Annotated in this window: 11 protein-coding genes; 4 read left to right on the top strand and 7 right to left on the bottom strand. The window is 53.6% G+C overall.

From position 1 onward, the window contains the following. Positions 1–3 precede the first annotated feature (3 nt). Positions 4–657: a hypothetical protein gene (locus LA756_RS20730; protein WP_224436632.1), complete on the top strand. Its 654-nt coding sequence runs from the start codon at positions 4–6 to the stop codon at positions 655–657. Here the strand turns inward: LA756_RS20730 and LA756_RS20725 are convergent. The 6 genes from LA756_RS20725 to LA756_RS20700 all read right to left on the bottom strand — a co-directional run bounded on the left by LA756_RS20725 (position 654) and on the right by LA756_RS20700 (position 9,403). Next, positions 654–2,279, bottom strand: coding sequence for an NAD(P)/FAD-dependent oxidoreductase (locus LA756_RS20725; protein WP_224436631.1), 1,626 nt, complete (start codon positions 2,277–2,279; stop codon positions 654–656). The genes LA756_RS20730 and LA756_RS20725 overlap by 4 nt on opposite strands. A 145-nt stretch (positions 2,280–2,424) precedes the next feature. Next, a complete protein-coding gene (locus tag LA756_RS20720; protein WP_224436630.1) occupies positions 2,425–4,458 on the bottom strand; it encodes a DUF1559 domain-containing protein in 2,034 nt (677 codons plus the stop codon). A gap of 248 nt (positions 4,459–4,706) precedes the next feature. Continuing rightward, on the bottom strand, positions 4,707–5,120 hold the full coding sequence (locus LA756_RS20715; protein WP_224436629.1) for a CrcB family protein: 414 nt from the start codon (positions 5,118–5,120) through the stop codon (positions 4,707–4,709). 6 nt (positions 5,121–5,126) lie between these two features. After that, a complete protein-coding gene (locus tag LA756_RS20710; RefSeq protein ID WP_224436628.1) occupies positions 5,127–5,678 on the bottom strand; it encodes a DinB family protein in 552 nt (183 codons plus the stop codon). Positions 5,679–5,760: 82 nt separating this feature from the next. Continuing rightward, positions 5,761–6,945 carry a phosphoglycerate kinase gene (pgk, locus tag LA756_RS20705; protein ID WP_224436627.1) on the bottom strand — a complete coding sequence of 395 codons (1,185 nt, stop codon included), beginning with the start codon at positions 6,943–6,945 and terminating at the stop codon, positions 5,761–5,763. 250 nt (positions 6,946–7,195) lie between these two features. Continuing rightward, positions 7,196–9,403 (bottom strand): cation-translocating P-type ATPase, encoded by a 2,208-nt coding sequence (locus LA756_RS20700; RefSeq protein WP_224436626.1) that lies wholly within the window; start codon positions 9,401–9,403, stop codon positions 7,196–7,198. A gap of 186 nt (positions 9,404–9,589) precedes the next feature. Here LA756_RS20700 and LA756_RS20695 point away from each other — a divergent pair, with 186 nt between their 5' ends. Beyond that, the gene (locus LA756_RS20695) at positions 9,590–10,531 is read left to right on the top strand and encodes a ZIP family metal transporter (RefSeq protein ID WP_224436625.1); all 942 of its coding nucleotides are present in this window, start codon (positions 9,590–9,592) and stop codon (positions 10,529–10,531) included. Positions 10,532–10,533: 2 nt separating this feature from the next. Here the strand turns inward: LA756_RS20695 and LA756_RS20690 are convergent, their stop codons facing one another. After that, positions 10,534–11,322, bottom strand: coding sequence for a hypothetical protein (locus LA756_RS20690; protein WP_224436624.1), 789 nt, complete (start codon positions 11,320–11,322; stop codon positions 10,534–10,536). Positions 11,323–11,608: 286 nt separating this feature from the next. On the opposite strand from LA756_RS20690, the gene LA756_RS20685 reads away from it, so the two are divergent. Both LA756_RS20685 and LA756_RS20680 read left to right on the top strand, forming a co-directional pair. Then, entirely contained in the window at positions 11,609–12,238 is a 630-nt protein-coding gene (locus LA756_RS20685; protein ID WP_224436623.1) for a DUF1080 domain-containing protein, read from the top strand. A 321-nt stretch (positions 12,239–12,559) separates the two neighbouring features. After that, the gene (locus LA756_RS20680; protein WP_224436622.1) at positions 12,560–13,558 is read left to right on the top strand and encodes a hypothetical protein; all 999 of its coding nucleotides are present in this window, start codon (positions 12,560–12,562) and stop codon (positions 13,556–13,558) included. Positions 13,559–13,563: the final 5 nt, after the last annotated feature.

The raw sequence follows: 13,563 nt of genomic DNA, 5'->3' as shown, positions 1-13,563 counted from the left end.
CCCATGGCGAAATCGGTCCTCTCACCATCCTTCCTGTTTCAATACTCGGTTCCGCTGAAGTATAGCGCTAAGATCTGGAAACAGGCCCCCTTAGCTTATTCGGACGAGCACAAATTACGGGGCTTCGGAGAACTCGATAGTCGCAAACAATTCGCTGACGTGCGAGGCGGCTGGAACGAACGCGGGGTCTCCTTTTCGGTATTGGTCTCTGGCAAACGCCAACCGGTATGGTGCCGCGAAAGCCGTGTCGACGAGAGCGACGGCTTTCAAATCTGGCTCGACACCAGGGCCACACACAATGTGCATCGTGCCACGAGATTTTGTCATCGGTTCGCCTTCCTACCGATTGGAGCCGGCCCCAGCTATCGTAATCCTGTTGGCGATCAACTGCTGATCAATCGTGCTCGTGAAAACGCTAACCCTGTCCGCCCCGGCGATCTTCGCGTTCGCGGAACGCTGACGAAGGATGGCTATTTGTTGGAATGCTGCGTCCCTGCGACAAGCCTGACGGGGTACGATCCGAGTGAATATGACAAGCTTGGCTTCTTCTATGCGGTGATGGATCGCGAACTGGGCTGGCAAACCCAGAGCGTCAACACACAGTTCCCCATCGACGAAGATCCCAGCATCTGGACGACGCTGGAATTGGTCCGTTAGAAGTCGCGCAAGATTTCGACAGCCGCATTCTTACCGCATGCCCCCATAACGCCACCGCCGGGGTGACTAGCCGCTCCGCAAAGATAAAGTCCCTTGATCGGCGTACGATGATCGGCCCAGCCAGGAATGGGACGCATGGCGAATAACTGATTGAAGTTCATCGCCCCTTGCATGATATTGCCCCCAGTGAGTCCGTAGACACGCTCTAAGTCGAGTGGCGAAAGCACCTGTCGATGCATCACCGCAGCAGGGACGTTTGGTGCGTATTGGCCGATCTTTTCGACACAGCGGTCGGCGAACGATTCCTTGATGTCGTCCCAGTTCGCATCCCGGAGTTGGTAAGGGGCATACTGCACGAAGATCGACAAAATGTGCTTCCCTTCCGGGGCAATGGTTTTGTCGACCGAAGTTGGCATCGTCATTTCCAAAATCGGCTCTTCGCTTGGTCGACCATACTTGGCATCGTCGTAGGCACGCTCGATGTAATCCATGGTAGGCGAGATGTGCATCGTCCCGCGATGTATGGGGCTCAATCCCTGCTCAGGATAAGCCGTAAACTGCGGCGGTTCCGCCAACGCCAAGTTGATCTTCGCAGACGCCGAAGCGTAATCGATATTTGAAATCGCTCGCAGAAAATCGGCCGGCAGCTGTTTCGGATTTAGAAACTTTCGGAACGTCAAATTCGCGTCGACACTTGAGGCGACAACTTTCGCGTCGTAGGTCGTACCATCGGCGATCTGAACGCCTTGGGTACCGTGCTCGGAAGTCATGATCTTTTCTACCGGCGCTTCGCGTACGATTGTCACACCAAGCTCTTCGCAGGTTTTCGCGAGGGCCGCAGCGATCCCGCCCATGCCCCCTTCGACGAAGCCCCAGACGCCGCGTTTTCCGCCAGCTTCGCCCATCACGTGATGCAGCAGCACGTAAGCTGTTCCCGGCGACGAGATCGATGCAAACGCTCCGATAATGGCATCGGTGGCCAGGGTCGCGCGAAGTGGTTCGCTTTCAAACCAACGTTCTAAGATCGGCCGCGCCGCCCCGGACAAAAGTTCGATCGCTTCCGGAATTTCACCTCCTAGCTTGCCGAACGTTTGATAGAAGTTCCAAAGCCGAGAGGTGTCGCGAATTCGCTTGGTGATAGGGATGCTTCGCCAATCTTTCGGCATCGGCAACGGATCAGGCGCCGTCTGCATAAGGATCGGCTCGACAACGGCTGCGATACGCTCTAACAATTCGTTGTATTTCGGATAATTCTCCGCGTCACTCTGACTGAACTTGGCAATCTCTTTAGCGTTCGAGTGGACGTCGTGCCCCAAAAGCAAGTAACGTCCATCATCGGTCGGCGTGAACGACGCAGGATCGCGGGGCAAGATTTTGAGGCCGTTTTGCTTGAGCTTAAGATCCCGAATAATCTCAGGCAAAAGCAGACTGACAACATACGAGGCCGTCGAGACTTTGAATCCAGGCCAAAGCTCTTCGGTCGTCGAACAACCACCGAGCACGTGCCGACGCTCAAGAACGGCAACCTTCTTTCCAGCTTTGGCAAGATAGGCTGCAGTAATCAGCCCGTTGTGTCCTGCGCCGATAACGACGCAATCGTAGTAGCCTCCACTGGTTGCCATGCGAGCCGATTCCTTGCTGACGAAAGTCTAGAAACGTGGGATATCAATCTAGACTTCGCCCAAGATTGGCGGAAAAGTTTACTTGCTCGGCGGCAATCGAATCGATCGCTATAACCGGGACAACACTTTGAGTTGATGGCAGAACTTAAAGTGGAGGAATGGTCTTAATTCCAGTCAACCGCGTGAATTCTTGCAAACGTTGCTGCGAAGTCACTTTCTCGATGGAGTCGTCCATGTTGCCATCGGCTCTCTTGTACCATTGAGCAGCACGCTCCAGAAATTGATTTCGCTCAGCACCAGGGCCGCTGGAAATACCGATGTCCCACCAGCCCTCGGCAATCTTAAACTGAACTCGTGGATCGACAGGTTCCGTCAACTCAGTCTCGGCCAAGTATTCAAATCGGTCGTCGTTCCCCCGCATGAGAAACGTAAAACCCTTCTCCCAATTGTTGCGATGTATGCACCAATACTTGCCCACCATGAGATTGCCTTGCTCGTCCAGTGACGGCACTTCCAGCGAAAGGAATTTGGCCTGAATGGCTTCGTAGTCGCGGCGAGCAGCACTCAGCTTTTCTTTCATTTTCGAAAGCTTCGCCATCGTCTCTTGATCGTTTTGGCTTGCAGCATAGTAGGTGCCGATTCGGATCAGCTCTTCGATCGCAGCGAAGTTATCTTGCTCGACGGCACGATCCAGAATCGTCTTGGCAAGCTCGCGGAACTCTGGCAGGCGGTGAGCAGGTATATGCTGAATGTTGTCCGCGCCGAACTTAATCGTAAACATGTCCGAGCTGAATGTATCGACTTGGTATTTCGATTGAAGCTTGTCGAAGGCGTCTTTGACGATCACTGGCTTCTTGGCTAAAACCCCAAAACGATAAGCAATCTGAAGAGCAGCACACTCTTTCGTCGGATCATCCTTAAGATAGTCCGCGTGCTGGATCAACTTCTCAGCGATAGCGGCTTTCTTCGCATCGGTATTTGCCTCGCGAACTTCATTTTGGAACAGCCGCCGCAGCTCGACCGTTGCGCTGTCCAAATCGATTGTCATCGGAAGAGGCAGCTTGGAAGGGTCGAAGTCGCCCCGGCCCATTGCCTGCATGGGCAATTCTGTCTTTGTCAAAGATGTCTCTTGAGTCGAACCACGAGGAGCAGTCGCCGGAGCGTTGGCAGCAAGTTCGTCCATGGTGATAGGATTGCTGACCACGAACAAGCGATTCAGATGATCGTTACTAATCACAGGCACATCGTGCACCACGCCATCGCCGGTCACGCAGAGAAAACTCTTCTCGGGCCAACCGTTTAAACCTTGTGCGGGCTCGGATGGATCAAGCGAGAGATCTTGCGGCTTTGTCCAAACAACACGATTCGCTGGATCCGCGACTTCCAACACCACGATGGCATTATGCAAACTTCGCGAGGTAAGGGACGCGACGGGAGTCGGTCGCCGATCTTTCGCCGCGCATGTTGGCCCCGTCACCAAGACGAAGTTCGTTCGATCGTCACTCAAGCCCGGTGTTGCAAAAGCATAAGGCTTCTCTCGGGTTAGCTTGATGTTGTGAGGGCTGTCCCATGGTTCATCCAGCTTGAACTTGTTGTACAAGTCGGTATAGCCAAGATAAGGCAACAAGTGAACACGCCAACTAAGAAGCTGCCGCCCTTGCGAGTCGACCGGACCGCTCGCTGGAATAACGTTCGAGTCCGCAATTTGTTGAGCGACCGCCTGACCGAGGAGACTTAAGATTGCCTTGGAACGAGCTTTGGTTTCGCTGCGATCTCCTTGAATTGGCTGCAGACGAAATCCCTCCAGGATAGCAAAGCGATCTCGAGCTCCCGGGATTTGATTCGCTGGTGGTTCCGCGGTGGGCAATTCAGCCGCTGGAGCCTCGGCGGTTGCAGGCTTCGTTTCCTCGGCAGGTGCAGCCTTAGCAGGAGTTGCTGCCGTTTGTTGAGGCTTAGCTTTCGGTTTCTCTGCAGGCTTTGAATCAGGCTTCTTCTCCGCTTTCGGAGCCGGCTTTTCTTCTGCCTTAGGTTTGGGCTTCGGAGCTGGCTTTTTCTCCTCCTCTTCTTCGTCGCCACCACCACGATTCAATTGAAATCGAGCGAGTTTATCGGCCGGCGAATTTCCACCGCAACCACCACAGCCGGTGATCGCGAAACAGATAGTGGCGATAAAAGTCAAAGTGACGAGACGTTTCGAATTTGCCCAGAGCTTCGAGCCAAGAGTCATTGCTAACCATTGGGGTCAGGTTGATCGTCGGAGGCGACCATCAACAGGTTTCAAGATCGGTCGTTCCATAAAGGAAGACGCCATACTGCATCGAAGCGTGCATTGTAGACAAGTTCGTATCTTGCCAATTGGAACTCAATTGCAATTAGCGCATTCTTCACACGCTCGCAACATAGTCATCGCATCGAACGCATGAATACTTAACTCGACGTATACCAACGCCCAAGTTGTAACCCTAGCAGGATAGCCCCCACCCCCAATGCGACATTCAAAACGACATTCGCACCTGCCAGGTAGAGCTTTCCATACGGCGCGTCTTCGTACAAAAGGACGGTCTCGAATCCAAACGTAGAGAACGTCGTAAACGAACCAAGGCATCCCGATAGCAGTGCCGTACGCCAGAATGGCGACAAGATATCAAGATGATGCCCCAGGTAACCCAGGAACCCAAACAACAAGCATCCCAAGACATTGACCGTCAGCGTGCCAACAGGGAACCGATACGATTCGGTTGCCGGCACGAAGCTTTGTACAAACGTACCGACATAAACACGGGCAAGCGCACCGAGCGCTCCAAAGACGGCAATCATGAGGATCAGTTTCACGTTCGTCATGGGCGATTAGCCTTGGGCTTGACCGCGGGCAAGCGTGATTAACATGGACGGCGGCAGGTTTTCTACGCCGCTATGTCGAAGCATATTAATTGCCTGGGCAGTCGTGTAATGGGCATGCGTTGCCACATGCAAGAGAACATCAAGCATAGAAGAACCAATGCGTTGTCCTTGGTAGCTGCTGGAACTCTTTCGATAGATCGTCTTGGTGAGCATATCGGACGTCAGCCCATCGAGGAAACGCTCCCAACGAAGATCCAATTCGTCCCATCGCTGAAAAAGCGTTTCGAGTGAATCCGCCGCGTTCTCGCCCTCTTGGTTTCCAGGCAATTTGCCTACGACATCTCCTGGAGCAACGGCATCATCTATTCCTTCTAATGCCGCCAGCCAGACATACTCTGCCGCATACATATGGCAAAGTGTTTTCCAGATGGTTCCTTGCCCAATGGCATGCGTTTGCCGCAATTGCTCTGTCGTCAACAGATGGCAGACATCACGTAGGTGCCGATTGGCCCAGAGGCGATGTTCATGCAGACGAAGGATCGGCGTTACGGCATTCATTGAGCGATTTCCTACGACAAAAAAAGCGGCCCTGGCAATCAGGACCGCTTTAACATATTCGATCGAACGTGATTGTTCGACTTTATTTATCGTTCAAGACATCAACGGCCTTAAAAGCCTGACCTTCCAGCATCGAGAGGCTGGCTCCACCCCCGGTCGAAACGTGGGTTACTTTGTCGTCGAGTCCGAATTGACCGATGGCCGCAGCACTGTCACCACCGCCAATGATGCTGATGGCATCCGACTGGGCAATCGCATCCGCAACAGCCTTAGTACCGGCATCGAATGGAGGCATCTCGAATACGCCCATTGGACCATTCCAGACAACCGTTTGTGCATCTTTCACCAATTCAGCATAAAGCTTGGCCGTTTCTGGCCCCACGTCCAAACCTTCGTATTCGTCTGGAATTTCTCCGGCTTTGACAATGACTTTATTGCAGTCGCCACTGAAGTCATCCCCACAATGCGTATCGACAGGCAGCACGAGCTTGTCGCCGCCAGCTTCAATCAGCTCTTTGGCCAGTTCAACTTTGTCTTTTTCGACAAGGCTCTTGCCGACTTTGCCACCTTGAGCGAGCGAGAAGGTGTAAGCCATTGCACCGCCGATGAGGACCTTATCGCAAATGCCCAGCAGGTTCTTGATGACCATGATCTTGTCAGAGACCTTCGCACCGCCCAAGATCGCAACGAATGGTCGCTTAGGGTTGCCGATAGCATCCGACAGATAGGTAATTTCCTTCTCGACCAGGAAACCAACGACCTTAGGCTTGTCGCCCATTGCTTCCGGTACGGCAACCATCGAAGCGTCGGTTCGGTGACAAGTTCCAAACGCATCGTTGCAGTAGATGTCGGCAAACGCGGCCAATTTGCCAGCGAATTCAGAATCGCCCTTCTTTTCGCCTTTTTCGAAGCGGAGGTTTTCCAAGACGACCACACCACCGTCGGTCAAAGCGGCTACCTTGGCGGCAGCATCGTCACCCACAGTATCGGTCGCAAAGGCAACATCCTTGCTCAGCAGCTCACCCAAACGAACGGCAGCTGGTTTCAGACTGAAAGCAGAGTTGTCTGCCCCTGGCTCTGGTCGACCAAGATGGCTCATCAGAATCAATTGACCGCCACGATCCACGACCGATTTGATCGAAGGAAGGGCCATTTCGATGCGACGATCGTCCGTGATCTTGCCACCGTCGAGCGGGACATTGAAGTCGACCCGCATCAAGACTTTTTTACCACTTACGTCTACGTCGGCGATCGATAGCTTTGCCATGGGGATGTTCAGCTCCGCGTAAGGACTACTTGATTGTGCGTTGAAACCGCCAATGTAACGTCCTGCGTCCCATCGCAAAAGGTACCGAACGCGGAGGGCAACTTCCTCACCCCAGAAGGCACCTGAAGGGGCCGTTGCATCCGTAGCCGAGCGTAAGTTGCAGTCTTTTCCCGACAAAAGACATGATACGGCGATCCTAAATGAAAAGATTCAGGCACGGTGCATCGGAAGTCATTTCTTCCATTCACTTTTATGAATCAGAATGCGTCGCCTTCAAGAGTCGCAAGCTGTTGGCGATAACCGCCAGCGAAACTCCTGTATCAGCCAGAATGGCCAGCCAAAGATTGGAGATACCAATCATCGTCAGAGCCACGAAGATTACTTTGATTGCCAGGGCAGCAAAGATGTTCTGACGAATCAACGCCAACGTACGGCGACCATGCTGGATCAGCCACGGAAGCTTTTCGATTTCATCCGACATCAACGCAACGTCGGCCGTTTCGATCGCCGTGTCGCTGCCGATTGCCCCCATGGCAATTCCTACGTCCGCGGCCGCCAGCGCGGGGCCGTCATTGATACCATCTCCAACCATGGCGACCAGTTTGTGCTCATTTCGTAACCGCGTTACGGCTTCAATCTTATCTTCCGGTAGCTGCTCCGCTTTCCACGCGTCCACTCCCACTTGTCGTGCCACCGATTCGACAACGTTTGTGCGATCACCCGAAATCAGTTCAACTTGATCAATGCCGAGTCGATGTAGCGATTCAACCGCGTGCACGGCCGTGTCTCGCAGTTGGTCCTGAAGTACAAATGCCGCCAACACAGAATCACCTTCACCGAGAAGGACGACATTGGCTCCACCTCGCCCCTCTGCGATCTTTAAGTCGGAATCGGCAACCCCCTGTTCCGTTGCCAAGCGTGAACTCCCGAGCCAAAGCTTCCGCTCACCGCTGCGGCCAGAAATCCCACGGCCAGCGATCTCTTGGACCTCCATGAAATTCTCCGGCGTTACCTCTCTTTGGTCGGCATAGGCCAGAATTGCTTTGGCAATTGGATGAGTGCTGTGCTGTTGAAGTCCCGAAGCGAACGCCAAAGCCCGGTCCTCCGAAACCTCGCCAAAACACTGAACGGATGTGACCGAGGGGGTTCCTGTTGTGAGCGTTCCCGTCTTGTCGAGAACCACCGCTTTTACTTTGGCCAGCGTCTCCAGCGATAGACCACCTTTCACTAAGACTCCATTTCTAGCAGCTGCCGTCAAACCAGAAACGATACTAACCGGCGTCGAGATCACCAAAGCACAAGGACACGCGATCACCAGCAAAACCAATCCGTTGTAAAACCACGTCGTCGCGGTTTCCGCTGACCAACCTAAAATCGTCGGCGGGACGACCATCATCGCGACGGCCAGCAACATCATAGTGGGCGTGTAATAGCGAGCGAATTGGTCGACCCATTGCTCGCTTGGGGCGCGTCGCTGATATGCCTGGTCGATTAAACGCACGATCCGCGTGAGTAACGTCGAACCGGAGGTCCCTTCGACACGAAACTCGAGACTTCCATTGCCGTTAATGGTGCCCGCATAGACCGGATCGCCTGGCTCTTTTTCAACAGGAACTGACTCACCGGTAATCGGTGCCTGATCGACAGCCGACACGCCTAGCGTGATGGTGCCGTCCAAGGGAATCCGTTCGCCGGAACGCACTAGGCAAATCTGCCCGTTTTTAATATCGTCGGTCGGTAGCTCCTGAACTCCGGCATCCGTTTTTACGCGAGCCACGTCTGGGGCAAGTGACATGAGTGATTGAATCGATCGCCGAGCACGCGAAACGCTTCGCTGTTCGAGCACTTCGGATAACGTAAACAGGAACGTGACCATCGCGGCTTCAAAGAACTCACCCAAGATGATCGCGCCTAACACGGCGACGGTCATCAGGACGTTCATATCGGCGGAAAACCGCAAAACAGACTTCGCGGCTTTGGGCAAAATCCAACGGATGCCTAACCCGATCGAAATTAGGTAGAGGATATTGGCAAGTACCGAAATCGTGTGTGCCCCTTCGCCGTAGCCGAAGATAGCCGTGATATCCCCCGCCTCCCATGCTTGAATGACGACCGCAACAAGCAGAAACGCACCACTTCTTACTAACGCACGTTCACGGCCTCGGTTACCGCTTGGCATCTCGGTAATCTCAGCATCGTCTGCCTCCTCTTCGACCGGAACTGCGGACATTCCCAGCGACGAAACGGCCTCTTGCAAGGTATCAATATTCCACGTCTGGCCGTCGTAGTAGACATCCATCCGTCCCCGCATGACATCGAAGTCGAGCTTCTCAATCCCCTGCTTGTTGGCCAGGCCATCCTTCAAAATGCGAACTTCTTCGGCGCAGTCTAACTCGGCGACTTGCAAAACAACGTGAGAAGGGTTCGCGATTGATGATTCTGGCGGCGTGCGAGTCATCCGGATCTACTTTACGGATATGGACTTAGGTGAAATGTGGGTACCCGAATCGTAGCGTCCAATTCCAAGAGGTCAAAGACCTTGTAACCTCTTGGCATCCAAGGAAATGGCGTCTAAGCTGAAATGTTTCCCTCGAGCGTACCACCACGAGCAGGGGAATCGCCCCTTTTTCTGGAATCGTTATTCATGTTTCCAATGGCGTTGATTGCCATTTACTGCTTGCTGATCATCGCCGCGTCGCTTCTTGGCGGATGGCTTCCGGTGGTCGTGCGGCTTACCCATACCCGCATGCAGCTGATGATGAGCGCAGTTGGCGGATTGATGCTTGGCGTCGGCATTCTGCATATGTTGCCGCACGGTATCCTGGAAACGGGTTCTCTCGACTGGGCCATGGGAGGGCTTTTGCTAGGGCTCCTGACGACGTTCTTTTTGATGCGGTTATTCCACTTTCATGAGCATGCCCCCGTCGAAGAGGAATACCCCGGAACCGCAGCCGGAGATCACGAACATGGCGGGCATCTCCACTGCGATCACGATCATAGCCATAGTCCTCCCAAGCATTCTCATAACCATGACGACAACGCCGATTCTAAGATGCGGTGGCTTGGCGTCTTCCTGGGGTTGTCGCTGCACACACTGCTCGATGGCATCGCTCTCGCCGCCGGCGTATCGGCGGCAGCACACCACGAACCGGTCACGATGGGATTGATTGGGTTTGGCGTCTTCCTGGGGATCTTCCTCCACAAACCCCTTGATGCACTTTCGATCACGTTCATCATGCGGCAAAGCAAGTGGCCGTTAACGACAATCAATATTGTGAATCTTGGCTATGCGTTGATGTGTCCGCTGGGCGTGCTCCTATTCTTTGCAGGCTACAACGGACTTGATGCTTCGAAGCAGTTCATGGTAGGCATGGCACTCTGTTTTTCCGCTGGTGTATTTCTTTGTATCTCGCTGGCCGACATTTTGCCGGAAGTCCAATTCCATTCCCATGACAAAGTGAAGCTTTCACTGGTTATGCTCTTGGGGGTCGGTGTGGCTTATCTGATTGGTTTTGCCGAGCCAGGTGGCCTCCATGACCACAGCAAAGACAACAAAGAAAAGCCCGTGGAAGTCGCCGAACCGTAACCCTACGGACTACGCGGTATCTGGGCATCCGCTCCATGCCGTTTACGTGGCTTTGGTTTAATCGGCACGTTGATAAACCAGTTCAACAGTAAGCCGAGAACGAATCCAACGACCAGCATCGAGAAGAACGGTACCGGAGCGTTAGCGGTTTCCCAGCCATGCTTCATTGACGTTCCGAAGATGGTCGCCAACGTTACAATCGGGAAAAAGAAGGCGGCTAAGATATTGAGCCGATGCGCCGAGACAGCCATTCGATGGCTACTTGCAGCTTGCTGTTCGCTACGCTGAGCAATGAGAAAGTCGAGCTCGTTTTTCGCTTCGTTGTACAGAAGTTCTGCCGAGCGTTCCAGTTCATAGCTTCGGTCGCGAAGATTGATCATCGTTCGATCGTTCCCGGTCATTTCTCTGGCCGTCTGTAACGTACTATGCAGATTTCGAGTTGCCCGCAGCAGCGGACCTAGTTCACTGATCACTCGGAAATACTCTTCACTCGACTGGGCCGCTTCCTCAGCTTTTTCTAATTTGGAAATCGCTCCGTTGTACTCCTCCAAATGCTTCTTCAGCGAGGATGGTCCTTGCCCAAGATCGCTGCTCTGCCAGACGCCGGCCGGGTTCCGCCAGAAATAACGTCCGCCGCGGATTCGGTCACCATGCCGCGGAGGCCGATGAGCGACCAGCAACAGATGACCATCCGCTTCCATCACGCGCTGTCGACCAGGCCCATCGCCTAGTCTCTGGTGAAAGATATCCGGGACTTCCCAACTCATCGGTAAGACAGTTGCGGTGCTCATCTTCGTCGGTCTCGCAGGATTGAATCGAAATGCAAAAGCTCATGGTTCGTTCTGCAAATGGCGCTTCGCTATAGATCTCAAAAAATAGCGAAAAATCGCCGCGAATCCATAAAAACTTCGCTAGAAAGCGTTGGAATCTTGCCAGCGGATTGGCTTTCAACCAAAATCAATTGCGTACTTTTCGTGTTCCACCGACTCCCCAGGAATCTCTCGTTCCGTCGGTCCCCCCAGAGACACGAATCCACCCCCAGACTTGAAGACAATCGTACTTCGTAAAGGAAAACACATGTTGAAACGTATGGCCGCTGGAGCCTTGGTTTGTTTGATGCTGTCCGCTGTCGCGACCGCCGCCGAAGGCGAATGGAAATCGCTGATGGATGGCAAGACTTTTGACGGCTGGAAGATCAGCGAAAACCCTGAGTCGTGGAAGATCGAAGATGGTGCGTTTGTTGCTAAAGGCGATCGCAGCCACTTGTTCTATGTCGGCGAAGATAAGCCGTTCAAGAACTTCGAGTTCAAAGCCAAAGTGAAGACCGACAAAAACAGCAACGGCGGCATCTACTTCCACACGAAGTTCCAAGACGCTGGCTGGCCAAAGTATGGCTTCGAAGCACAAGTCAATAACACCCACCACGATCGCAAGAAGACCGGTGGTATCTATTCGGTTAAGGACGTGATTGATGATTCGCCGGCCAAAGATGGCGAGTGGTTCGACTATTACATCAAAGTGGACGGCAAGCATGTCGTGATCAAGATCAACGGTGAAGTCTCCGCTGATTACACCGAGCCGGATGATGCCCAGCCTGGCAAAGACTTCACTCGCGTGCTGGACAAAGGGACGTTTGCTCTGCAAGCTCACGACCCTGGTAGCACCGTCTGGTTCAAGGACATCCAAGTTCGCCGCCTGGACGACTAACGCATTGCGTTAGGTTGGATTCCATAATGAGGCCATGAGCTATCTCATGGCCTCATTGCTTTTCTTGGTCAAACGGGTTCGCACCCACCAACGCAAACTCTTCGTGACTGGCAAAGTTCCATCGCTACGCTGGCAATGCCGCCTATGCCAGCTTCTCAAAATCGGCTTTCTGTGAACTAAGATTGCCCACTCGGCCTAGCCTCCGCAACATTCTCTTAGGATCAGCCGATACCGAAGATAGGAGCTACAACGTTTAGGTGGTCGGTGCCCCTCCGCCTCCCATCATTCAAACTGTAAATTGCGCAAGAAGGATCGTTGTCCGTGGTACGCACTTCGCTTTTCTCAACTGTCGCTGTGCTTTGTCTCTCCACAATCTGCACTGGGCAAGAATTGCAGTCGGTGCTGGAGCCTGTCGAAGTGAACGGCCAGAACGGGCACCCCATCTACTTGAATAACCCCCACGAAGATTACGTCGTTGGTGAATCATACCCAAGCGACGCCCATATTCAGCTGGTTGAAACCTCGCAAGACTCACAGACGTGGTGGCCTAGTTGGAACACGTTGAAACGAAAAGTGATGGGGCAACCAGAACCGGTCGAGACGGACGGCAATGTCGACGTAGACACTCTCAGTCAAAATCATATGGTAATATTGCCCGATGGTCGAACCATTGGGCAGTCGCAGATTGAATTGGTCGACGAAAAGACTGGTCAAGTCACCGTCAAAATGATCGGCCCAGACGGTACGCTGAGTGATCCCCCGGCAAGTGCCCCAACGCAACTTTCTACGGGATCGGCTCCTGGACCTGGCGTTTCTACTTCGTCGCAGAGCTTCTCACATGGACAACGCGTTTCTGCATCGCAGGAGCCGCAGCAGACGTTGGCTTGGTATCAGCGTCTCAATCCATTCCGTTCGCGAATCGTGGAAGAGGCAAGATCCGAAGCCTGGGGAGGTTCGAATTATCATCAGGTGACCACTAATCAGCGTCTACCGCGCACGTATGGATCGAGCCCGAGCCTTCCTTCCACATACGCTCACAAGCCAATGTCGACGTACAACCAAACGACGACGAAGCCTTCCACGTTCAGTGGGCGAATCTCTACAAGTCGAACCGCACTAAAAACGACGCCGCAGCGAGCCACTTCGTATACACAGCCCAGCACGAAGTTTGCCGGCTGGGGAGCTCCGGCTACATCGTCAAGCTATTCCGGGACAACACCACGATCTTCTTCCTGGTCGAGCATCCCTTCCTATAGCCATCCGGCTGGCGCTGCGGCGACAGCCTCGCAGCCTAACTACGGCAGCACGAAGTACCGCTAATGCGG

The organism is Bremerella sp. TYQ1, assembly GCF_020150455.1.
GTDB lineage: Bacteria > Planctomycetota > Planctomycetia > Pirellulales > Pirellulaceae > Bremerella > Bremerella volcania_A.
The sequence above is the reverse complement of the archived record's forward strand: the minus strand, read 5'-3'. Positions and strand labels throughout refer to the sequence as shown.

Excerpts from the sequence above, each read along its gene's own strand:
- LA756_RS20730 (WP_224436632.1), top strand. The coding sequence starts at position 4 with ATGGCGAAATCGGTCCTCTCACCATCCTTCCTGTTTCAATACTCGGTT.
- LA756_RS20725 (WP_224436631.1), bottom strand. The coding sequence starts at position 2,279 with ATGGCAACCAGTGGAGGCTACTACGATTGCGTCGTTATCGGCGCAGGA.
- LA756_RS20715 (WP_224436629.1), bottom strand. The coding sequence starts at position 5,120 with ATGACGAACGTGAAACTGATCCTCATGATTGCCGTCTTTGGAGCGCTC.
- LA756_RS20710 (WP_224436628.1), bottom strand. The coding sequence starts at position 5,678 with ATGAATGCCGTAACGCCGATCCTTCGTCTGCATGAACATCGCCTCTGG.
- pgk (WP_224436627.1), bottom strand. The coding sequence starts at position 6,945 with ATGGCAAAGCTATCGATCGCCGACGTAGACGTAAGTGGTAAAAAAGTC.
- LA756_RS20700 (WP_224436626.1), bottom strand. The coding sequence starts at position 9,403 with ATGACTCGCACGCCGCCAGAATCATCAATCGCGAACCCTTCTCACGTT.
- LA756_RS20695 (WP_224436625.1), top strand. The coding sequence starts at position 9,590 with ATGTTTCCAATGGCGTTGATTGCCATTTACTGCTTGCTGATCATCGCC.
- LA756_RS20690 (WP_224436624.1), bottom strand. The coding sequence starts at position 11,322 with ATGAGCACCGCAACTGTCTTACCGATGAGTTGGGAAGTCCCGGATATC.
- LA756_RS20685 (WP_224436623.1), top strand. The coding sequence starts at position 11,609 with ATGTTGAAACGTATGGCCGCTGGAGCCTTGGTTTGTTTGATGCTGTCC.